This window comes from Brevundimonas sp. LPMIX5, from assembly GCF_003576505.1.
Classification (GTDB): Bacteria; Pseudomonadota; Alphaproteobacteria; order Caulobacterales; family Caulobacteraceae; genus Brevundimonas; species Brevundimonas naejangsanensis.
In genome coordinates, this window is sequence record NZ_QWTZ01000002.1 from 416,528 (window position 1) to 438,474 (window position 21,947).

18 protein-coding genes and 1 pseudogene are annotated in these 21,947 nt (G+C 65.9%); 6 read left to right on the plus strand and 13 right to left on the minus strand.

Going from position 1 to position 21,947, the window contains the following annotated elements:
* Window positions 1-20 precede the first annotated feature (20 nt).
* Entirely contained in the window at window positions 21-1,067 is a 1,047-nt protein-coding gene (locus tag D1604_RS03040) for a nitrilase-related carbon-nitrogen hydrolase (protein ID WP_119412131.1), read from the minus strand.
* Window positions 1,068-1,155: 88 nt separating this feature from the next.
* On the opposite strand from D1604_RS03040, the gene D1604_RS03045 reads away from it, so the two are divergent.
* Together D1604_RS03045 and D1604_RS03050 are read left to right on the plus strand one after the other, a co-directional pair.
* The gene (locus D1604_RS03045; RefSeq protein ID WP_119412132.1) at window positions 1,156-1,959 is read left to right on the plus strand and encodes a GntR family transcriptional regulator; all 804 of its coding nucleotides are present in this window, start codon (window positions 1,156-1,158) and stop codon (window positions 1,957-1,959) included.
* A gap of 58 nt (window positions 1,960-2,017) precedes the next feature.
* Window positions 2,018-3,487 carry an aldehyde dehydrogenase family protein gene (locus D1604_RS03050; RefSeq protein WP_119412133.1) on the plus strand — a complete coding sequence of 490 codons (1,470 nt, stop codon included), beginning with the start codon at window positions 2,018-2,020 and terminating at the stop codon, window positions 3,485-3,487.
* A gap of 24 nt (window positions 3,488-3,511) precedes the next feature.
* On the opposite strand, the gene D1604_RS03055 is transcribed toward D1604_RS03050, so the two are convergent.
* Window positions 3,512-4,318 carry a FadR/GntR family transcriptional regulator gene (locus tag D1604_RS03055; RefSeq protein WP_119412134.1) on the minus strand — a complete coding sequence of 269 codons (807 nt, stop codon included), beginning with the start codon at window positions 4,316-4,318 and terminating at the stop codon, window positions 3,512-3,514.
* A 117-nt stretch (window positions 4,319-4,435) separates the two neighbouring features.
* Between D1604_RS03055 and D1604_RS03060 the strand changes: the two genes are divergently transcribed.
* Both D1604_RS03060 and D1604_RS03065 read left to right on the plus strand, forming a co-directional pair.
* The gene (locus D1604_RS03060; RefSeq protein ID WP_119412135.1) at window positions 4,436-6,184 is read left to right on the plus strand and encodes an acyl-CoA dehydrogenase; all 1,749 of its coding nucleotides are present in this window, start codon (window positions 4,436-4,438) and stop codon (window positions 6,182-6,184) included.
* A 36-nt stretch (window positions 6,185-6,220) separates the two neighbouring features.
* Window positions 6,221-7,399, plus strand: coding sequence for an acetyl-CoA C-acyltransferase family protein (locus tag D1604_RS03065; protein WP_119412136.1), 1,179 nt, complete (start codon window positions 6,221-6,223; stop codon window positions 7,397-7,399).
* A gap of 48 nt (window positions 7,400-7,447) precedes the next feature.
* On the opposite strand, the gene D1604_RS03070 is transcribed toward D1604_RS03065, so the two are convergent.
* The 7 genes from D1604_RS03070 to D1604_RS03100 all read right to left on the minus strand — a co-directional run bounded on the left by D1604_RS03070 (window position 7,448) and on the right by D1604_RS03100 (window position 17,292).
* Window positions 7,448-8,623 (minus strand): acetyl-CoA C-acyltransferase, encoded by a 1,176-nt coding sequence (locus tag D1604_RS03070; RefSeq protein ID WP_024352602.1) that lies wholly within the window; start codon window positions 8,621-8,623, stop codon window positions 7,448-7,450.
* The gene (locus tag D1604_RS03075) at window positions 8,620-9,504 is read right to left on the minus strand and encodes an SDR family NAD(P)-dependent oxidoreductase (RefSeq protein ID WP_119412137.1); all 885 of its coding nucleotides are present in this window, start codon (window positions 9,502-9,504) and stop codon (window positions 8,620-8,622) included. Before D1604_RS03075 ends, D1604_RS03070 begins: the two co-directional genes overlap by 4 nt.
* A gap of 37 nt (window positions 9,505-9,541) precedes the next feature.
* On the minus strand, window positions 9,542-11,137 hold the full coding sequence (locus tag D1604_RS03080; RefSeq protein WP_199683646.1) for an AMP-binding protein: 1,596 nt from the start codon (window positions 11,135-11,137) through the stop codon (window positions 9,542-9,544).
* A 70-nt stretch (window positions 11,138-11,207) separates the two neighbouring features.
* Window positions 11,208-11,996 carry a TetR/AcrR family transcriptional regulator gene (locus tag D1604_RS03085; protein ID WP_119412138.1) on the minus strand — a complete coding sequence of 263 codons (789 nt, stop codon included), beginning with the start codon at window positions 11,994-11,996 and terminating at the stop codon, window positions 11,208-11,210.
* A gap of 14 nt (window positions 11,997-12,010) precedes the next feature.
* Window positions 12,011-13,663 carry a carboxylesterase/lipase family protein gene (locus D1604_RS03090; protein WP_119412139.1) on the minus strand — a complete coding sequence of 551 codons (1,653 nt, stop codon included), beginning with the start codon at window positions 13,661-13,663 and terminating at the stop codon, window positions 12,011-12,013.
* Window positions 13,663-15,000 (minus strand): spinster family MFS transporter, encoded by a 1,338-nt coding sequence (locus D1604_RS03095; RefSeq protein WP_119412140.1) that lies wholly within the window; start codon window positions 14,998-15,000, stop codon window positions 13,663-13,665. The genes D1604_RS03090 and D1604_RS03095 overlap by 1 nt, the downstream gene beginning before the upstream one ends.
* A gap of 3 nt (window positions 15,001-15,003) precedes the next feature.
* Complete coding sequence (locus tag D1604_RS03100) at window positions 15,004-17,292, minus strand: TonB-dependent receptor (protein WP_119412141.1); 2,289 nt, start codon at window positions 17,290-17,292, stop codon at window positions 15,004-15,006.
* 153 nt (window positions 17,293-17,445) lie between these two features.
* Between D1604_RS03100 and D1604_RS03105 the strand changes: the two genes are divergently transcribed.
* Together D1604_RS03105 and D1604_RS15870 are read left to right on the plus strand one after the other, a co-directional pair.
* Window positions 17,446-18,213: an SDR family NAD(P)-dependent oxidoreductase gene (locus D1604_RS03105; RefSeq protein WP_119412142.1), complete on the plus strand. Its 768-nt coding sequence runs from the start codon at window positions 17,446-17,448 to the stop codon at window positions 18,211-18,213.
* A gap of 183 nt (window positions 18,214-18,396) precedes the next feature.
* Window positions 18,397-18,579 (plus strand): annotated as a pseudogene (locus D1604_RS15870) (DUF2945 domain-containing protein); the annotation flags it as partial.
* 43 nt (window positions 18,580-18,622) lie between these two features.
* Here D1604_RS15870 and D1604_RS16000 read toward each other — a convergent pair.
* From D1604_RS16000 to tpiA, 4 genes are all read right to left on the minus strand, one after another.
* Window positions 18,623-18,748: a hypothetical protein gene (locus tag D1604_RS16000; protein WP_255413932.1), complete on the minus strand. Its 126-nt coding sequence runs from the start codon at window positions 18,746-18,748 to the stop codon at window positions 18,623-18,625.
* Window positions 18,749-18,818: 70 nt separating this feature from the next.
* Window positions 18,819-20,471 carry a CTP synthase gene (locus D1604_RS03115; RefSeq protein WP_119412144.1) on the minus strand — a complete coding sequence of 551 codons (1,653 nt, stop codon included), beginning with the start codon at window positions 20,469-20,471 and terminating at the stop codon, window positions 18,819-18,821.
* 123 nt (window positions 20,472-20,594) lie between these two features.
* Window positions 20,595-20,996, minus strand: a complete 402-nt coding sequence (secG, locus tag D1604_RS03120; RefSeq protein WP_428979865.1) for a preprotein translocase subunit SecG — start codon at window positions 20,994-20,996, stop codon at window positions 20,595-20,597.
* An 86-nt stretch (window positions 20,997-21,082) separates the two neighbouring features.
* Complete coding sequence (tpiA, locus tag D1604_RS03125) at window positions 21,083-21,832, minus strand: triose-phosphate isomerase (protein WP_119412145.1); 750 nt, start codon at window positions 21,830-21,832, stop codon at window positions 21,083-21,085.
* Between the last annotated feature and the right edge of the window lie 115 nt (window positions 21,833-21,947).

The window sequence follows — 21,947 nt, forward strand, 5'->3', positions numbered from 1 at the left end:
GCTTTGTCCGACCGACGCTTCTAGACGGCGCCCTTGTCGACAAGTTTCTGGATCACCTTGCGTTGACGCTCGGCGTAGAATGGAGGCGTCGGCGTGATCGGCGCGCCTCCATCGTCCAGCAGGCTGTTGCGCGGCTGAATGTCGAAGCCTTCATAGGCCTCTCGCCATAATTCCATCGGCTGACGCGACAGGATGTTAGCCATGCCGGGACGACGACGGTAACGGCGCAGCCCTGCGATATCGATTTCGGCGTAGCCCGTCATGCTCTCGCCATAGCCCGCCTCGGCCAGCACCAGACCGCGATAGTCGATGACCTTGGAACTGCCGTCGGTCGAGGCGCGCGGGATGGAAATGCCGTCGATGCCGGCGCTGTTGGCCGACACCACATAGGCCAGATTTTCGATCGCCCGCGCCTGTTTGGCGATGTTCTTGGGGCTGGGTATCGGCGAAGCCGCCTCGCTGGTCGGATGAATGATCACCTCGGCCCCGCGAAGAGCCAGGGCGCGCGCGATTTCGGGGTAGAGAATCTCTTCCGACGAAATGGCCGCCAGCCGCCCGATCTCGGTATCGACGACCGGGAAGAGGGCGTCCTTGCCGTAGACCTCCACATAGCGGTCGTAGACGTCATAGGGGCTGGGCGCGAACATCGACACCAGACGCCGGTTGCGCAGCACCGTCTCGCCCGAGGGCGCGACGACGAACGAGGTCTGGAAATAGAGGCCGGGAAAATGCGGATCGCGCTCATAGGCGTTGCCGCCGATGAAGACGTCGGCCTCCGCCGCGATCCGGCCCAGGGCCTGATACTCGGGGCCGTCGATTTCCAGCGCCGCCTTTTCCGCCCAGACCGCCGCCGGCTCGCCCATCGGGAAACCCGTCAGAAAATATTCCGGCAGAACCACCAGCCGTACATCGGCGCCGATAAACCGTTTGGAGCCCAGAATCTGCATCCGGATGCGCTCCAGAGAGCGGGCCATGCGTTCGCGCGCTGTCTCGACCGTCTGATCCGCATTCACGGCGTCGCAGACCGTCTGCAGGGCCAGGGCGATGTAGGGTTCGGGAATTGACATAGAAGTTTCAGACCAATCTGTCATATTGATATAATTAAGGGCGCGTCATGCGACGCCATGATCCTTTCAACCGCAAGAAAGCTTCACGATGACCGGCGACGCCTGGCCCTTCCCCTCTACGCCCCAGTTGGATGAGAGCCTGCCGACCCCGCTGTATCACCAGATCTATCTGGTGCTGCGCGAGCAGATCCGGTCGGGCGCCATTCCCGCCAACGCCCTGCTGCCTGGCGAGCAGCACATGGCCAAGATTTTCAACGTGTCTCGGATCACGGTGAAGCGCGCCCTGAACGAACTGGCCGCCGATGGCCTGCTGAACCGCCATCGCGGCCGGGGCACCATCGTCACCAACGCTGCAGCCGTGCCGGTGGTGAAGGGCTCGTTCGACAATCTGCTGGAAAGCCTGCGGATCATGGGACTTGAGACGGAGATCGAGGTGCTGGACGTCACCGACATGCCCGCCGACGCCCTGACGGCGGATGCCCTGGAGGTGTCTGTCGGGACGCGACTGCAGCGCGCCGTGCGGCGTCGCAAGCTGCAGGGAGAGCCTTTCTCGCACCTGGTGACGCACATTCCCGGCGAGATCGCCGACCGTTTCTCGGTCAGGGACATGGCCACGACCTCTCTGCTGGTTCTGCTGGAACGCAGCGGGGCGGCGGTGTTTGATGCGGAGCAGTCGATTACGGCGGTTGCTGCTGAGCCGCAGGTGGCTTCCGCTCTGGGCGTGGCTCTGGGCGCGCCGCTGCTGAAGGTCGAGCGTGTCATGCGCGACGTGAACGGACGGCCGGTGCAGCTCATCCACTCCCACTATCGCTCTGACCGCTTTCAATATCACGTCAAGACCCACCGCAGAAAACCCCCCGCCGCCAATGAGGGCGGGAAAGCCGATAACTGACCTTGCAATCCTGACACAGTTCAAATGATATAGGAATATGTCATTTGAAGGCGCAGCCATGAGCCGTATTCCCGAGGGCCAGAAGCCTTTTCCGCACCCAGCGACCGACCTTGCCATCCGCAACCCAAGGACCGGCCATCGCGACGAAGTCATCCGTCAGGCTTCGTCTGAAGACGTACGAAAGATCGCTGAACGGCTGAGAGAAGGCCAGATTTCATGGGCGAAACTGGACTTTCCGGCCCGCCTTGAAACGCTCTCCCGTTTCGCCGAGGAACTGGCGCTGCGCCGCCCCGCCCTGACTCAGGCGCTTGAGGCTGACACTGGCCGACGCCGGATCGCGGGAATAGAGGCCGGCGTCATCGACGGCATGCTGGCGGGTGTACGCCACGCCGCTCAATCATTCGGACAAATGGAATGGCGACACGGCCTCGCCGCGCCGCATATCCGGCATACCAGCCAGTGGACGCCTTACGGCCTCGTCGGCGTCATCAGTCCCTGGAACTTCCCGTTCCTGCTGTCGATGATCGACGCCCTGCCCGCGCTCGCCGCGGGATGCGCCGTTTTGGTCAAGCCTTCTGAAGTAACGCCGCGCTTCGTCGGCCCGGTGATGGAAGCCGTCGCCGCGACGCCCGGCCTTGGCGAGGTTTTCGGCTTTGTTCTGGGCGGCGGCGAAACCGGTCAGGCCCTGGCGGCTCAGGTCGACTGCGTCTGCTTCACCGGTTCGGTGTCCACCGGCCGAAAGGTGGCCGTCCAGGCCGCTCAGCGCTTGATCCCAGCCTTTCTGGAGCTCGGCGGAAAAGATCCGATGATCGTCCTGGAGGGCTCAGATCTGGACGCCGCGACCGACGCGGCCCTGCGCGGCTGCGTCCTGTCCACCGGCCAGGCCTGCCAGTCCATCGAGCGCCTCTATGTGGCGCGAACCATCTACGACGATTTTCTGGAGCGCTTGGTCGCCAAAGCCGCCGCAGTACGGCTGAACCATCCGGACATCACGAGCGGCGACATCGGCCCGCTCATCTTCGAAAAGCAGGGCGCCGTGCTCCAGGCGCAAATCGACGACGCCAAGGCCAAGGGCGCCCGCGTCCTGACCGGCGGAACTGTCGAGACTCTCGGAGGCGGCCTATGGCTGCGTCCGACCGTCATCGCCGACGTCGATCACACAATGGACGTGATGCGTGAAGAAACGTTCGGGCCCCTCTTGCCTGTTATGGCGTTCGACGACGAGGACGACGCCGTGCACCTGGCAAACGACAGCGATTACGGTCTTTCCGGCGCCGTCTTCGCTCCTGATCTGGATAAGGCCGAAGAGATCGGGCGGCGCCTGGAAGTCGGCGCGATCAGCCTGAACGACGCCGCCCTGACCGCCCTTTTTCACGAAGCAGGCAAACAGAGCTTCAAAGCTTCCGGCCTCGGCCCGTCGCGCATGGGCGCCGACGGCCTCGGACGATTTCTGAGACGCAAGGCCCTGATCGCCAACACGGCCCGCCCGGCGCCGCTGGCGGCCTTTCGTGAGGAGCCGGACCGCTAGAGGATCGATAGCTCCTTGGGCAGGTCAGCGCCAGAAACGCTCAGCCAGAGCATCGCCGTCAGCGGCCTGTCGACGGCCTGTCGACGGCTCGACCTTGGTGTCTACGGGCTGATCGAGGTCGATGCCCGCCAGATCATAGCCGCGTCGGAAATCCATGATGTGACGCTCCATCCAGTCGCGCGCGGCGACGGCGTCGCGCTGGCGTAGCGCGCGCAGGATTTCCCGATGCGCCTCTAAGACGCGCGCGGGCGACAGGTCCGCCGTCCGAGGGTGGCGAAACAGTTTTTCCAGCGACGGATAGAACAACAGCGACACCGGCTCGCGCGACATCAGCAGCACCCGATTGCAGGCGGCCTCAGCGATCAGGGCGTGAAACTCGACGTCAAGGGCGATGATGGAGCGGCCTTCGGCCAGGGCCTTCTCCATAGCGACGACATTGGCTTCCAGCCTTTCGACGACCGCCGCGTCGATCAAAGGTACCGCCATTTCGACCGCCCAGACCTCCAGCCTCAACGCCACCTCCCACAACTCGCGGAAGGTCACGCCCTGCATCAGCAAGGCGCGCGAACCGCGCGGCGCCAGGTCTTCGTGATGAGGCAAAACGGCGTGCAGGCGCCGTCCCGCTTCTCGCCGGACAAGGCCGCTCTGTTCCAGGGCGCGCATCCCTTCGCGAACCGTATGTCGCGTGACGCCGAACTGTTCAGCCAGTTCCGTTTCCGTCGGCAGAGGCGAGCCCATGGGAATCCGGCCGCTGAGAATTTCCTCCTCCAACGCCCGGTGAACCGCCTCATACGCCTTGGGGATCGTCAGGCGCTTCAGGTGATTTGCCATCTAGACTCTCTTTGTCCAACAATCCAACAATAGGCTATCAGGCATCGACTGGTCCGCCAATGCGGGAGATTGTTCGTGCCGGACCGCCCATGACCGCAGCCTTGGAGCCCTGAACGCATGAGCCATCCCCTGATTGTCCGTCGCGACCTGGATTTCATGCTGCACGACTGGCTGAAGATGGAGACGCTGTTCCAGGCGCCCGCCTTCGCCGATCACAGCCGCGAGAGCGTCGACGCGGTGCTGGACCTGTCGGAAAACCTCGCCGTCGATCTGTTCCTGTCTCACTACAAGGCGGCCGATGCGGCTGAGCCTCGGCTGGAGGATGGGCGGGTGATCACCCTGCCCGCGATCAGGACCGCTCTGGAGCAATACGCCGAGCTTGGCCTGTTCTCGGCGGGCTTCGGCGAGGAACTGGGCGGACTGGGCTTGCCCTATCTGGCCTGTTCGGCGTCGTTCGCCTTATTCGCCGCCGCCAATATCGCCACGGCGGCCTATCCGATGCTGACGACAGCCAACGCTCGCCTGATCGCCGAGTTCGGCACGCCAGCTCAGACCGAGGCCTTCGCCCTGCCCCAGATCACGGGCCGGTGGTTCGGCACCATGTGCCTGTCGGAGCCGCAGGCCGGCTCGAACCTGGCGGACGTGCGCACGCGCGCCGTGGCCGACGGCGAAGACGAGTTGGGCTCCCGCTATCGGCTGTCTGGCAACAAGATGTGGATTTCGGGCGGCGATCAGGACATCAGCGAAAACATCGTCCATCTGGTGCTGGCCAAGATCCCGCTGGACGACGGCGCCCTGCCGGACGGCACCAAGGGGCTGTCGCTGTTCATCGTGCCCAAGGTTCTGCCGGACGGTCAGCGCAACGACATCAACGTGGCAGGCCTGAATCACAAGATGGGCTATCGCGGCACGGCCAATTGCCTGCTCAACTTCGGCGAGGGTGAAGGCGCGATCGGCTGGCGCATCGGCGAGCCGGGGCGCGGCCTGCAACAGATGTTCCTGATGATGAACGAGGCGCGCATCGGTGTCGGTCTGGGCGCCGCCGCCCTGGGCTATCGCGGCTATCGCCATGCGCTCGCCTATGCGCAGGAGCGCGTGCAGGGACAGCGCCCGGGTCAAGCCGGTTCGGTCGCCATCATCGAACACCCCGACGTTCGCCACATGCTGCTGACGCAGAAGGCCTATGCCGAGGGCGCGCTGGCGCTGTGCCTCTATTGCGCCAAGCTGGTCGACCAGCCAGACGATCCTGACGCCACCGCCCTGCTGGGCCTGCTGACTCCGGTGGCCAAGACCTGGCCGTCGGAATACGGCCTGGCCGCCAACGACATCGCCATCCAGATTCATGGCGGCTATGGCTACACGCGCGATTTCGATGTGGAGCAGCTCTATCGCGACAACCGGCTGAACCCGATCCACGAGGGCACGACCGGCATCCAGGGTCTCGACCTGCTGGGCCGCAAGCTGTTGCGCGCGGACGGAGCCGGGCTTGCGGTGCTGGAACGCCGTCTGGGCGAAACCTGTGGTCAGGCGGCGCAGAGCGCCGATCTGGCCGACGCCGCCGACACCCTGCGCGCCGCCTGGCAAGACATCCTGCGCGCTCTGCGGGCGATCCAGAACCTGCCCGAGGCGACCCGGATGGACAATGCGACCGCCTTCCTGCGCGCGTTCGGCCATGTCGTCACGGCCTGGCTGTGGCTGGATCAGGCCAGGGCGGCCAGCCAGGCGCCCGCCGACGCCTTCCATGCAGGCAAGCTGACCGCCTGCCGCTATTTCTTCGAGTTCGAGCTTCCCAAGGTCGGGCCGTGGCTGGCCGCCGCCGTGTCAGCCAGCGACCTGACCGGCGCCCTGAGCAACGACAGCTTCTGATCCCTCCTCCCCTCCTGCATCCTATCGAGATCGACCATGTCTGACGTCTTTATCGTCTCCGCCGTCCGCACCGCCATCGGCGCCTTCGGCGGCTCGCTCAAGAACCACGCCCCGACCGAACTGGGTGCGCTTGTGACGCGCGAGGCCATTGCGCGCTCGGGGCTCAATGCTGAACAGGTCGGCCATGTCGTCTTCGGCCAGGTGATCCCAACCGAGCCGAAAGACGCCTATCTGGCGCGTGTCGCTGCGGTGAACGGCGGCGTTCCGCACGCGACGCCCGCCATGACGGTGAACCGGCTGTGCGGCTCGGGCCTGCAGGCCATCGTCTCAGCGGCGCAGGCGATCCGGTTGGGCGATTGCCAGGTCGCGATCGGCGGCGGCGCCGAGGTCATGAGCCGCGCACCCTTCCTGTCAACCGGCATGCGCTGGGGCCGCAAGATGGGCGATGAAGTCCTGATCGACGCGCTGAACGGCGCTCTGACCGATCCGTTCGGCGACATCCTGATGGGAGTCACGGCCGAAAACGTCGCCGAGCGTTACGGAATCAGCCGCGAGGACCAGGACCAACTCGCCGCGATCAGCCAGGCCCGCGCCGCCCACGCCATCGCCGAGGGCCGCTTCACCAGCCAGATCCTGCCCGTCCAGATCAAGGTGCGCGGCAAGCCTGCGGAATTCGCCGTCGACGAGCACGGCCGCGAAACCACGGTGGAAGATCTGGCCAAGCTGCGCCCCATCTTCCGCGCCGAGAACGGCACGGTCACGGCAGGCAACGCCTCGGGCATCAACGACGGCGCGGCCGCCGTCGTCCTGGCCGACGAAGCCACGGTCAAGGCTCAGAGGCTCAAGCCGATGGCCCGTCTGGTCGCCTATGCGCACCAGGGCGTCGATCCGGCCTATATGGGCATCGGCCCCGTGCCCGCGACCCGTACGGTTCTTGAGCGCGCCGGGCTGAGCGTCGCCGACCTGGACGTGATCGAGGCCAATGAGGCTTTCGCGGCCCAGGCCTGCGCCGTCAGCCGCGAACTGGGCTTCGACCCCGCCAAGGTCAATCCAAACGGCAGCGGCATCTCGCTCGGCCACCCGGTCGGCGCCACCGGCGCCATCATTACCACCAAGCTGGTGCATGAGTTGCAACGGATCGGAGGGCGTTACGGCCTGGCCACAATGTGTATCGGCGGCGGTCAAGGCATCGCCGCCATCTTCGAACGGGTCTGATCAGCAGTTTCAAAGGGGACGGATGAACTCCATCCCCTTCGCCTGATCTTAAAGAACTTCGAACAGTCCCGCTGCGCCCATGCCGCCGCCCACGCACATGGTGACGACGACATAGCGGCCGCCGCGACGGCGGGCTTCGATCAGGGCGTGGCCGGTCATGCGGGCGCCGCTCATGCCGTAGGGGTGGCCGATGGAGATGGCGCCGCCGTTGACGTTCAGCCGCTCGTCCGGAATGCCGAGCTGATCGCGGCAATAGAGCACCTGAACCGCAAAGGCTTCGTTCAGCTCCCACAGGTCGATGTCGCTGACCTTGAGGTTGAAACGCTCCAGCAGGCGCGGCACGGCCACGACCGGGCCGATGCCCATCTCGTCCGGCGCGACGCCCGCTACAGCCATGCCGACATAGCGGCCCAGCGGTTGCAGGCCACGGCGCTCGGCTTCCTTCGCTTCCATCAACACGCAGGCCGAGGCGCCGTCCGACAGTTGGCTGGCGTTGCCCGCCGTCACCGTGCCGTCCGGGAAGACGGTGCGCAGGGCGGCCAGCCCCTCGGCCGTGGTGTCGGCGCGGGCGCCCTCGTCCTGTTGCAGGGCGACGTCGCGCCAACTGACCTCGCCGGTCTGTTTGTCGACGACCTTCATGCGCGAGGCTAGAGGCACGATCTCATCGTTGAAACGACCCGCCGCCTGCGCCGCCGCCGTGCGCTGCTGAGACTGCAGGGCATAGGCGTCGCACGCCTCGCGCCCGATTCCATAACGCCGCGCCACCGTCTCAGCGGTGTCCAGCATGGACATATAGGCGTCCGGCTGATGCTGCAGGACCAGAGGGTCCGGCTCGATGCGGAGCTGTTCGGTCTGGACCATCGAGATGGACTCCACCCCGCCCGCCACCGCGATCTGCATCTGGTCGACGATGATCTGCTTGGCCGCAGTGGCGATGGTCATCAGGCCCGAAGAGCACTGGCGATCCATCGTCATGCCCGCGACCGAGACGGGGAAACCGGCCGCCAGGGCCGCGTTGCGGCCGATCGTCTGCTGCACGCCCTGCGGCAGGGAGCAGCCGATGATGCAATCCTCGATCTCGGCCGGATCGACGCCTGCCCGCTGAACGGCATGGCTCAGGGCGTGGGCGGCCAGAGTCGGAGACGGCGTAGCGTTGAAGGCGCCGCGATAGGCCCGCCCGATCGGGGTGCGGGCGGTCGAAACGATGACAGCGTCGCGCCTCATGCCGTCACCGGGCCTTCCACGCCCGCCGAGGCCATTTCCTGGGCCGCCTGCTGGAAGCCGAAGGCGGGCACCGCCTCGCCGGCGCGGTCGCTGGCCTCGGCCCAGCGCGCGATCAGCTGTTCGCCGGCGTCCTCGGCCCCGCCGATGCGCACGCCCTGCGTCAGGGTGATGTTGGACGTGGCGAAGTGGCCGGCGCCCGCGCACAGGATGGCGCGCGTCGGGGCGTCCTCGCTGACCAGGGCCAGCAGGCCGGGGCTGACCAGGGCCGGGTCCAGCGCCTTCAGCACCTCTTCGGACAGGATGCCCGCCGTCATCTGCGTCGCCGCCGTCGGGGCCAGGGCGTTGACCTTGATGTCATATTTGGCGCCTTCGATGGCCAGGGTCTGCATCAGCCCGACCTGGGCCAGCTTGGCCGCGCCGTAGTTGGCCTGGCCGAAGTTGCCGTACAGGCCCGACGACGAGGTGGTCATGACGATGCGGCCATAGGTCTGGGCGCGCATGATCTCCCACACCGCCTTGGAGCAGATGGCGGCGCCCATCAGGTGCACGTCCACCACCAGTCGGAAGTCGTCCATCGTCATCTTGGCGAAGCTCTTGTCGCGCAGGATGCCGGCGTTGTTGACCAGGATGTCGATCCGGCCCCAGGCCTGCATCGCCGCATCGACCATCGCCTGGACCGCGTCCACATCGGTCACCGACCCGGCCGCCGCCATCGCCTGACCGCCCGCCGCCACAATCTCGTCGACCACGCCCTGCGCCGCCGCCTCGGCCAGATCATTGACCACGACCCGCGCGCCCTGCGAGGCCAGATACAGAGCGTGACAGCGGCCCAGACCCCCGCCCGAACCCGTCACGATCGCCACTCGGTCCTTCAGCAACATCCCTGCAAACTCCTGTCTCGAAACCAATAGAAACCGATCACCGTGCGCCGTATTCAGCGCGCAGCTTCAGCTTGTCGATCTTGCCGGTAGCGGCCAGCGGCATCCGCTCCAGCCGATAGACGGCGTCGGGGATCCACCATGACGCCACCCGCCCTTTCAGCGGCTCCAGCAGAGCCTCGTCGTCTTCAGGCGCTTCGGCCGAAACCTCCACCAACAGGATCGGACGCTCGCCCCATTTGGGGTCACTTTTGCCGATGACCGCCGCCAGCGCCACCCCCGGCAGGGCGCCGACGACGGCTTCGATCTCGGCCGGGTTGATCCATTCGCCGCCGGACTTGATCAGATCCTTGGCTCGGCCGGTGATGGTCAGATTACCCTCTTCGTCCAGCCGCGCCAGGTCGCCAGTGGCGAACCAGCCGTCCGCGTCGACGGCGTCCTGATCCTGACCGAAATAGCGACGGACGACGGCGGCGCCCCGCACCTTCAGATGGCCCTCGAACCCGCGTTGTTCGGGCAAGGGCTGCCCCGCTTCATCCGTCAGCAACAGGTCGACCCCCACCGCGGGACGCCCCGAGACGCCCGCTGACCGACGCAGTTCCTGCGGCGAGGCGACCGTGCCGGAGGGCGACAGTTCGGTCATGCCCCAGCTGGTCTGAACGATGACTCCCAGCCGCTTCTCGATCCGCTCCATCAAGGCCGGAGCCAGCGGCGCGCCGCCCATGATGATCCGTTCCAGCGACGGCAGCTCCAGCCCCGCCGCCTCGATGTGCTCCAGCAGGGACAGCCAGACGGTCGGCACGCCAACGCCCGCCGTGACGCCCTCGGCGATGATCAGACGCGCCAGACTGGCGCCGTCCAGCCGCCGCCCCGGCAGCACCAGCTTGGCCCCGACCGCCGCCGTAGCGAACGGGAGGCCCCAGGCGTTGGCGTGAAACATCGGCACCACGGCCAGCAGGCTGTCGCGACTGGTCACCGCCATGACGTCGGCCTGGAGTACGCGCAGCGTATGCAGGAAGCTGGAACGGTGGGTGTAGGTCACGCCCTTGGGCGCCCCGGTCGTGCCCGAGGTGAAGCACAGGCCGCAGGGCGCGGCTTCGGGGAAGTCGCCCCACACGACCGGAGGATACGCCTCGGCCAACAGCGGCTCCAGCGCGGCGACCTCGGCCCGGCCATGCGGCAGGACGGAGATCGCCTCGGCCTGATCCAGCACCAGTATGCGCGAAAGCGGCGACAGGTCCGCAACACGGCTGGCCAGATCGATCAGGTCGGGACTGATGAACAGGATTTTCGCCTCGGACTGGGCCAGCATGGCGGCCAGTTGCTCGGCGGTCAGGCGCGGATTCAGCGTGTGGCAGACCGCGCCCATGCCCATGATGGCGAACCAGGCCTCGACATGGCCCTGAGTATTCCAGGCCAAAGTGGCGACCCGCTCCCCCCGCCCCACACCCCAGTGACGCAGAAGCGCGGAAATCTTCAGGCTGCGGCTGCGCAGGGCGGCATAGCCGATGCGCGCAACTGAGCCGTCGTCACGCGCCGTCGCCACCTCGGCGTTCGGCCGCCATTTGGCTGCATGGTCCAGAAATTTGTCGAGGGTCAGGGGAAAGGACTGAACGTCCCCGTCGTTCATCATCATGGGTTGCGTATCCCTTCGGGCGCGCGTCGGCGCCGCTAACGCGAAACAGGAGGCGGTCAGGCAGCCGCCATCAATCGTCGGACAGAGCTCCGGTCATTGCGGCAAAGGCGGCGGCTTCGCGCGAACCGCCAGCCCCTTCGCAGATGGCCCCCTCGCAGATGGCCATGAAGCCGGCCGCCATGAAGCGGGCCATGCGGGTCTTCACCGCTTCAAAATCGTCGGAGTCGCACAGGCCGCCCGACAGGCGGTTGATCCGACCCGTCCGCGCCAGCGTCAGCATCAGGGCGCCGGTGACGAAGTGGTAGCCCCAGAAGATGTCTTCCTCGGCGCAGTCCGGCAGGGCCCGCTTCAACAACTCGATCAGCTTCAACACCACCGGATCGAAGTGGAAGTCCATCAGCTCGGCCCCATAGGGCGTGTTCGAGGACAGGGCGCCCAGTACGCCGTAGTTCTTCCAGTTCTCTCCGCCCTGGCTGTAGAGGTCCAGGTCCGTATCGAGGAAGGCGCGAAGGGCCGCCTCGACCGTCGGACGACCGCCCTCCGCCGCCGCCTCGCAGTCTTCCAGCGCCTTCATCCGCAGGGCGACGGTGACGCCCGCACGCCGAGCGATGACGTCGTCGTAGAGCTTCTTCTTGTCGGTGAAATAGTAGTTCAGCAGGGTGTGGTGGACACCGACCCGCTGGGCCACATCCTTCAGCGTCACCCCGTACAGGCCGTGCACCGAGAACAGATACTCGGCCGCGTCGAGAATCTGCTCCATGGTTTCGGCGCGCTGCTCGACCTTGCTGCGCGGACGGCGAGGCCGAGCCGCAGGCTTGCGGGGTGCGACAGGAGATTCCGGAGGGGCATCAGACGCCATGACGTTCTCTTTATTCACTGGCAGGCGGGCGTTTTCGGCGGCAAGGCGGGAGACAGGACCCCGAAGTTCCAGTTCCAGGCGATCCCCCCCGCCGCGCGGCGGCGGCAGACTACGGCTTCGTGGGTCTCGTACATGTCCGGCATCAGATGGTCCCGCACCACCGGAGTCTCCTCAAAGGCCATATAGAAGCGGCCCTCGCCATAGGCCGGCCAATCCGGCTGGTTCGGCGCAACAGGCGCGCCCGTCCGCGCGAAACTCGCCCAATAGGCCATCATGGCCTGAGACAGACCGCGTTCGCCTTCCGTCTCGGGAATAGCAGGCCAGCGCGGCGGCGTCCGATCAACATTGCCGAAGACATAGGGAATCTCGGATGCATGGAAGGCGTGCAGATCCGCCTCGTCCATCGCCGGATAGCCGTGGTCGAAGAAGTAGAGGAAACCGGGCTGGCCCGTGCGTTCCTGGCGGCGCGCCAGGCGCTCGGCGGTCCAGCCGTAGAGCCCGTCGCGCGGCGTCGCCAGCAGGCTCTCCTTCAGGTCCGAAGACGGATAGAGCTTCAGGAAGGTCTCGGCCAACGGGCCGTAGCTGGCGCGGATGGCCGCCTCATAGGCCTCGGCGTCCGCAGGCGGCGCCGGCGGCAGCAGGAACCGCAGCGAGCGGATCTCGCCCTCGTTGAAGCCCGCCATCAGCGGCACGGGCGCCTGTTCGCCCCGGTCGAAGACCTCGACCAGCTGTTCCGGCAGGATCTTGCCGTCGATCGTGCCCCACGGGGCATAACCCTTGGCCAGAGACGCCGTCGTCAGTTCCTGAGCGTCCATGCCGCGAAGGTCCGCCAGGTTCTGACGTCCCAGCTGGGCCTGCAGCCAGACGCCCACCGTCTCTGCCGCCGGGTCGCCGTGGCGGGTGGAGCGCAGTTCAGGCGTCGAGATCATATAGGCGCTCTGGGCGATCGCCTTGTGGAACAGGCCGCGCGCCTCGGGCGATGCCATCAGATACATGACGCTGAGCGCCCCGGCGGACTCTCCGGCGATGGTGACATTGCCCGGATCGCCCCCGAAGGCGGCGATGTTGCCCTTGATCCATTTCAGGGCCGCGACCTGGTCGAGCAGCCCGTAGTTACCCGAGATTTTCTGTCGCGATTCAGCGCTCAGCTCGGGGTGCGCCAGATAGCCCAGCACCCCCAGCCGATAGTTGATCGACACCACCACCATGCCCTGGGCGGCGGCCATGCGGGCGCCGTCGTACATGGCCTCGTTCGAGGCGCCGGTGGTCAGGGCTCCGCCGTGGATCCAGACGAAGACCGGTGCAGCCTCGGCGCCCTGCGGCGCCCAGACGTTGAGGAACAGGCAGTCCTCGCTCATCGTCGGCTCTTCGCCGGAATAGATGCTCTCGCCGCGCGCCACCGGCTGATGACAGGCGGCGCCGAACCGGGTCGCATCGCGCGTCCGGGTCCAGGGCGACATCTCGGCGGGCGGACGCCAGCGGCGCCAGCCTGTAGGCGGCAGGGCGTAAGGCACGCCCCGGAAAACGTCGACCCCGTCGACGGCCTCGCCCTGCAAAGGTCCGGCCGGAGCCTGGACCACCGGCCCTGCTTCCGCCCACGCAGGCGACTGAACAGCGACGCACCCGAGGGCGGTCAGGCCCGCCAGAAGATGAACTGCGGCTTTCATTACGACACAACCTCCTTTTGCGACTGGAGCCGGATTTTCCGCGCCAGACCGAGGAACATCACAATCGCCAGCCCATAGAAGGGCAGCAGGCAGTAGAAGGCCATCTGCAGCGAATTATCCGGATGGCTGGCCCGGAAGAAATCGCTGGCGGCGCCCAGGAACGTCGGCCCCAGCCCCAGACCGATCAGGTTCATCACCAACAGCAACAGGGCGCCGGCCAGGACCCGCTGATTGGGCCTCACCTCTTCCTGCACAAGCGTCACCGCCGGAGACAGATAGAAGTAGTTCAGCGCCATCGGCACGGACAGGAACAGCAGGGCGACACGCCAGTCCGACGCCCAGACGAAACCGGCGAAGAAGGGCGCGGCCACAATCAGTCCGACGGCGGGCAGATAGGCATAGGCGGTCTTGTAACGACGGCTAAGGCGATCAATCAGCCAGCCCGAACCGAAGATGCCCAGGCTGACGCTGACGCCCAGCAGCAGGGCGTACCACAGCGCGATCTCCTGCAGAGTCATGCCCTTTTCGCGCATCAGGAACAGGGTGGCGAAGTTCATCAGGGCATAGGTGACAAACTGGGTCGCCCCGCTGGCCAGAGCCATGCCCCTTAGCACCGGATTGGAGAAATACATCCGGCAGGTCGCCATGAAACCCGGCGCGGGCTCAGGCGCAGCAAGCGTCTGCACGGCTTCTTCCACGGCCTCAACCGGTTCATCCAGCCCGCCCTTCTTCGGCTCGCGCACGAAGAACCAGACGATCAGGGCGGTAACGACCCCGATGACGCCCACCCAGATGAAGGCGTCGCGCCAGGAATAGGCGGCGGCGACCGAGGCCCCGAACGCCACGCCCAGTGCCGATCCGATCGGCGGCCCCAGGTTGAACAGTCCCAGAGCCGTGCCGCGCGTACCGGGTCGGAAATAGTCGGAGATGATGGCGTAGGACGGCGGCACGCCCCCCGCCTCGCCCACACCCACCATCATGCGGGCGGTCGCCAGTTGCGGATAGTTCTGAGCGAAGCCGCAGGCCGCCGTCGCCGCGCTCCACAGGGCGCAGGCCAGGGACAGCACCCTGACCCGGTTGGTCCTGTCCGCCAGCCAGCCCACCGGAATGGCGAGGATGCAGTAGAACATCGCGAAATACAGGCCGCTGATCAGACCCAGCTGGCCGTCGGTGACGCCGAGCTCGTCCTGGATCGGCTTGGCCAGGATCGACAGCAGCTGCCGATCCAGAAAGTTCAGGACGTAGACGAAGCAGAGAAGCGCCAGAACGAACCAGGCGCGGGCTCCCGGACGCCCAGATTGCGCGCCCGGAACGGCCGAAGGAGTTGCGGCGGCCATCGATCAGAACTCATAGCCGACGCGCACGCCGAACGTGCGCGGACGCTGACGACCATAACGCCCGTCGATGAAGGCTTCGGGGTGCACGTAGTTGATCGACCGGTCGTCGAACAGGTTCTCGACATAGGCCCCGACAGTGAACTGCGTGAAGGCGAAGGCGACGTTGGCGTTGACCACCGTATAGCTGTCGGTGTCGTCATAGGTCGGCAGCGGCACAAGCGGGCGACCTGGCGTGTTCGGGAAGGCGTTGGGGAAGCTGCCGACGTGCGACACCGCCACCGACGCATTGCCCATGACGCCCGCCATCGGCTGCCACTCATAGTTGACCCGCAGAGAGCCCGACGCCTTCGGCCCGGCAAGACGCGCACCCAGAACGGCGCCCGAGATGGCGGCTTCCTGCACGCTCAGATCATCGACCTTGGCCTCGTTCAAAGAGCCGGTCAGGGCCACGGTCCAGCCGTCGGCCGGCAGGGCCACGACCGACACTTCCAGCCCCTTGCTGGTCGCGCCGCCGATGTTGGTCGCGAACTGGATGGAGTCGGATACGCGGTTGGCCTGAACCTGGATGTCGTTCCAGTCGACCCAGTACAGAGCCGCATCGGCATACACCTTGCCCCCGAACCAGCGCCCCTTAACCCCGATCTCGTAGTTGATCAGGTTGTCAGAGGAGGCCCCCGTGGGAATGACGATGTCATTGGGGTCGATCTGGCTGACCGTCCCCGCCTGGGCGTTGATGATCGGCGGGCGGAAACCCGTGGAGATCGCCCCATAGGTCGTGATGGCCGGCGTCGGCCGCCATGACAGGCTCAGGCGATAGGACGGCCCGTCTTCCTTGGCCTTGACGCCCTCCGCTGCCGCATAAGGACCGGTCATGGTGATCGGCGTATTTGTGAAACCCCAATAGGCCAGGGTCAGATAGTCGGAGCCATAACCGCCCGCCTCGGTGAAGCCCTGAGCGTCGGTCTTGCCGTAGCGCAGGCCGCCGGTCACCCATAGGTCGTCCGTGAAGCGATAGGTGAGTTGGCCGAAGGCGGCGACTTCATGGCTGATGAAGTGGGTGCCCATGCGCTGATAGTATTCGTCCGGCAGACCGGTCAGACCGCGCGCTGCGAGAAACTCGGGGTTCGAGCGATAGTTGTAGTCCACGTCACGACGCTTGCGGAAATAGAAGCCGCCGACCGACCAGTCGAACTTGCCGCCCGGATCAGAGACCAGCCGCAGTTCCTGCACAAAGGTGCTGTCCCAGGCGTCCGCATCCAGGGCGAAGGGGAAGGCCTGGGCGTAAGAGCCCGCCAGATCGACATAGAACAGCCCCTCATAATCCGAATAGGTCGATGAACTGGTCAGCCGCGCGCCGTCGAACTGGTATTCCAGCGTCGCGTTATAGTTCGTCATGTCGCTCTGGAAGCGGTCCGGACGGTCGGTCAGGCGGACGTATTCGCCGAGGTTCGGATTGGTCAACGAGGAGTCGTGCGGATTGCTGATCTCACGCGAGTACATCAGGCGGGCCGAGAAGCGGTCGGTCGGCTCCCACTTGAGGATGGCGCGGCCGCCGTACTGGACCAGGGTGTTGGCGTCTTCGATGCCGGTGCCGATGTTGTCGACCCAGCCCTCTTCATTGCGCGAAAAGCCGACGATGCGCAGAGCCAGCTCATCCTCGATCAGCGGCACGTTGACCATGGCGTTGTAACGTTGACGCAGACCGCCTTCGGCCATAACGCCCAGATCAACCAGCGCGGAAGCGTCTAAGCCCGACGGATCCGGGTCGTGAGTCAGAATGCGCAGCGCCCCCGCGAGCGAACCCGACCCGAACAGCGTCCCCTGCGGCCCGCGCAGGAACTCGATCCGCTCAACGTCATACAAAGTCGGGTCAAGAATTGTGGAGTTGCCGTTGGACGAGATTGGCAGTTCGTCCAGATAGATGGCGACGGTGCTTTGCAGATTGGCGCCATAGCCGTTCGTGGCGATGCCGCGCGCGGTGAAGTTGTTGAAGTTGGCCGAGGCCCGGTTCAGCACGACGCCCGGCGTCGCCGTGGCCAGACCGTCATAGTTGACGATGCCGCGCTGCGTCAGCTCCTCCTGGGACAGGCTGGTGATGCTGACCGGCACGTCCTGAAGACGTTCGGCGCGGCGAGTAGCGGTGACGATCACGTCCTCGACCTGCGCGGTCGACTGGTCGCGGCCTTCCGCCTGCGACACGGCCGAAGATTGATCCTGCGCCCAGACCTGGCCCGGCGCCAGAGCAGCGGCAGGCGCCAACAGGCACGCCGAAGCGAGCAGTAAAGCCTTCATCAGATTTTCCCTCCCATGCGCCGTTTATTTCCGTCAGCGCTTGAGCCGGATTGGGACACGCATTAGCGCGGGAGTCAACATTCGCTCGCGTGATAGCGAATGTTATTGAAATCGCCCTGAACTCCGGTGAAGCTTGGCTCAGAGGAGAGCGCCATGCCCATAAAATCACTAGAGAATCGCACTGCCTTCATCACGGGAGCGTCCAGCGGGCTGGGCCTGCGATTCGCTCATGTCCTGGCTCAGGCAGGCGCGCGCGTCGCCCTGGCGGCGCGTCGGACAGACCGGCTGGAAACGGAAGTCGCCGCCATCCGCGCCGCAGGCGGTCAGGCGATTGCCGTCCCTCTGGACGTGGCGAACGCAGAAACGATCGGCGCCGCGATGGATACGGCGCAGGCCGCCCTCGGTCCCCTGTCCATTCTGGTGAACAACGCAGGCGTCGGCGGCGAAGGCGCGGCCCTGTCCATGCCTCTGGACCGGCTGGACCAGACCTTCGACGTCAATGTCCGAGGCGTCTACATCGCCGCGCGCGAGGCTGCCCGCCGCATGATCGACAGCGGCGTAGCCGCACAGGGCGACGCGCGCATCGTCAACATCGCCTCGATCGCCGGGTCGGTCCAACTGCCGGGCCTGACCGCCTATTGCGCCTCCAAGGCCGCCGTCGTGTCGATGACCAAAGGCATGGCGCGCGAATGGGCCCGGCGCCTGATCGCCGTCAACGCCATCGCGCCCGGCTATATCGAGACTGAGATCAACGCCGACTGGTTCGGCACCGAACAGGGCCAGGCTCAGATCAACGGCTTTCCCCGTCGCCGCCTGATGGACGAAGACGCGCTGGATCAGGCCCTGATGCTTCTGGCGGGTCCTGCGGCGCGCTTCATCACGGGTTCGATCATCACTGTCGACGACGGCCAGTCGCTTTAGGGCCGCCGCAGCGCCGAGCAGTTCCCGCCATCGTGACCTCTATCCGCCGCAACCCATCATGGAGTTGACGGGTTCACTGAGCATGACTGGATTTGGCGGATATCTGCTTTCGGCGCTCGACGACCTGTTCAAGATGATCATCGGACACCGGCGCCTTCTATGACCTCTGGAGGCAGGGAGATAATGGCGGAATTCTCAATCGGCGATCATGTCAGCTGGAATTCAGAAGCCGGCCGGGTGAGCGGTAAAATCATCCGCATCCATCGCCAGGACTTTGATTATAAAGGGCACAGGCGACATGCATCACACGACGCGCCCCAATACGAAATCGCCAGCGACAAGACCGACCATGTCGCGGCCCACAAAAAAGACGCCCTCACCAAGCTGTCCTGGGCCGTTGAGGCGCGTCTTAAACCCCGATCAGACGCAGCATCGTGCGCGCAACGGCAAAGGCCAGCACTACGCCCAGCGTCACGCTGATCGCGAACACCGCACGAAAGTGACGGTGCAGGAAGTAAAGGATGTTACCGGCCATCGACGTCGTTCCAGATCATTAACGACAGGTTGACACGAAAACCGGATAACGCCGCTACAATCGTCCGTGATCAGACCAGCCGGCTCTGCACCAGGGCCGCCGCGATGAAGCTGGCGAAGAGCGGATGCGGGGCGAAGGGGCGGCTGCGGTATTCCGGGTGGTACTGGACGCCGATGAACCAGGGGTGGTCCCGGCGCTCGACCGTTTCCGGCAGGACGCCGTCCGGCGACATGCCGGCGAAGAACAGCCCGCCCTTCTGCTCCACCGCCTCGCGGTAGTTGATGTTCACCTCATAGCGGTGTCGGTGGCGTTCGTTGATGTCGGTCTGACCATAGATCTCGGCGATCTTGGAGCCCGGTGCCAGGGTCGAGGCGTAGGCGCCCAGACGCATGGTGCCGCCCAGGTCGCCGCCATGCTCGCGCTTGACGCGCTCATTGCCCTGGACCCACTCGGTCATCAGGCCGACCACGGGTTCATCCGCCGGGCCGAACTCGGTCGAGGTCGCCTTGGGGAAGCCCGCCAGGTTTCGCGCCGCCTCGATCACCGCCATCTGCATGCCGAAGCAGATGCCGAAATAGGGAATCTTGCGCTCGCGGGCGTAGCGCGCCGCCTCGATCTTGCCCTCCGCCCCACGCTCGCCGAAACCGCCGGGCACGAGGATGGCGTGGGCGCCTTCCAGACGCTCGGCGCAGGCCTGCGGGTCGCCTTCGAAGGTGTCGGCCTCGACCCAGTCGATGTTGACCTTGGCGTTGTTGGCGACGCCGCCGTGCTGCAGCGCCTCGATCAACGACTTATAGGCGTCCTTCAGAACCGTGTATTTGCCGACCACGGCGATGGTGACCTCGCCGTCCGGATGCAGGCGGCGGCGCACGATCTCGTTCCAGCCGGACAGTTCGGGCGCCGGGGCGTCGTCCATGCCGAAGTGGGCCAGCACCTGGGTGTCCAGACCCTCGCGGTGATAGTCCAGCGGCACGGCGTAGATGTCGGCCGAGTCCATCGCCTGAATGACGCTGTCGGGACGGACATTGCAGAACTGGGCGATCTTGCGCTTTTCATCGGCCGGGATCGGCTCTTCACAGCGGCACAGCAGGATGTCGGGCTGGATGCCGATGGAGCGCAGCTCCTTGACCGAGTGCTGCGTCGGCTTGGTCTTCATCTCGCCGGCGGTCTTGATGAAGGGCAGCAGGGTCAGGTGGACGAAGCACGACTGGCCGCGCGGCAGGTCCTGCTCCAGCTGGCGGATCGCCTCGAAGAAGGGCAGGCCCTCGATATCGCCGACCGTGCCGCCGATTTCGACCAGAACGAAGTCCACATCCTCGCCCGCGTCCGTCTTGGCCGGGTTCAGGCAGAACTGCTTGATCTGGTCGGTGACGTGCGGAATCACCTGGACGGTCGCGCCCAGATAGTCGCCGCGACGCTCTTTCTCGATGATCGTCTGATAGATGCGGCCGGTCGTGATGTTGTCCGACTTGGCCGCCGAGACGCCGGTGAAGCGCTCATAGTGGCCCAGGTCGAGGTCGGTCTCGGCGCCGTCGTCGGTCACGAAGACCTCGCCGTGCTGATAGGGGCTCATCGTGCCCGGATCGACGTTGAGATAAGGGTCCAGCTTACGCAGGCGGACCTTATAGCCACGCGCCTGCAGAAGAGCGCCGAGAGCGGCGGAAGCGAGGCCTTTTCCAAGAGAGGAAACCACGCCGCCGGTGATGAACACATAGCGAGCCATGGGCGGACACCTTACTCCATGATTCGTCCTGAGCGGAGAGGCTCTGAACAAATCCAACTGTTGATCAAAAGAAGAAAGCGCGCCTCACGGCGCGCTTCCTCGAACTCGATGGCGACGTCGCCCTTACTGGGCGGGCGCGCCCTGACCGGCGGGCAGGCTGGCTTCCAGATCGTCCAGCGACGGCGCAGCCGGAGCGGCCGGGGTCGCCGGAGCGGCTTCAGGCGCCGGGGCCGTCTGCTCAGGTTGATCCAGGGCGATGGAGCCGACGGCGTCGGCGTCGATCACCGAACGCGACCCGCGCGCATAGTTGCCTGCGATCGTCAGGCCGATGGCGCAGACGAAGAAGGCAACCGCCAGAATCGACGTCACGCGGGTCAGAAGGTTGCCCGCGCCACGCGCCGTCATGAAGCCCGACGGCCCGCCGCCCATGCCCAGGGCGCCGCCCTCGGAACGTTGCAGCAGGATCACGGCCGACAAAGAGACCGAGATGATGATCATCGCGACGAGCAGAATGGTCTGGAGCATGGCGTCATTCATGTGGGCGCAAAAGCGCGCCGATCAAGCGGCGGCCTCTAACACCGTTGAGGGTTTCGAGCAAACAGTCCGCGCGGTCAGGCCGCGCGGATGATGCCCAGGAAGTCGTCGGCCTTCAGCGAGGCGCCGCCGACGAGGGCGCCGCCGACCTCGGCCACGGCCAGGATCTCCTTGGCGTTCGACGGCTTGACCGAGCCGCCGTACAGGATCGGCGCGGCGCGGCCGCCCTCCCCCAGCTTGGCGACCATGGCGGCCCGCACGGCGGCGTGGACTTCTTCGATCTGTTCCAGCGTCGGCGTCAGGCCGGTGCCGATGGCCCAGACCGGCTCATAGGCCACCGCAAAGGCCTTGCCCGCCAGCGAGGCCGGCAGCGAACCGGCGACCTGACGGCTGACGATCTCGACGGCCTGCCCGGCTTCGCGCTCCTGAAGCGTCTCGCCGATGCAGATGATCGGCTCCAGACCGGCGGCCAGGGCGGCTTCGACCTTGGCGGCGACATCGGCGTCCGTCTCGCCGAATCCGGCGCGTCGCTCCGAGTGGCCGAGAATCACCAGACCGGCGCCCGCATCGCGAACCATCCCGGCCGAGACCGAGCCCGTATAGGCGCCCGACGCCTCGGCGTGGCAGTCCTGCCCGCCGATTTCGACAACGCCGCCCTTCAGCGTCTGCGCCATCCGATCGATCAGGGTGGCGGGCGGGCACAGGGCCACGCGGCAGGCCGCAGCCTGTTCCTTCAGCGCCTTTTCGAGGGCTTCAGCCTCAGCCAGGCTCGCGCCCAGACCGTTCATTTTCCAGTTGCCGGCGACCAGCTTCACAGATTGTTTCATGCGGCCTGTCTAGTGGCGAGCGCGACAGAAGCCAAGATGTCGTCAGGCCTCACTTGCGGCGGCGGCCCCGCACCCCCTATACGCGACCCTTGGCGCCCCTTTGACGCCGGCCCTC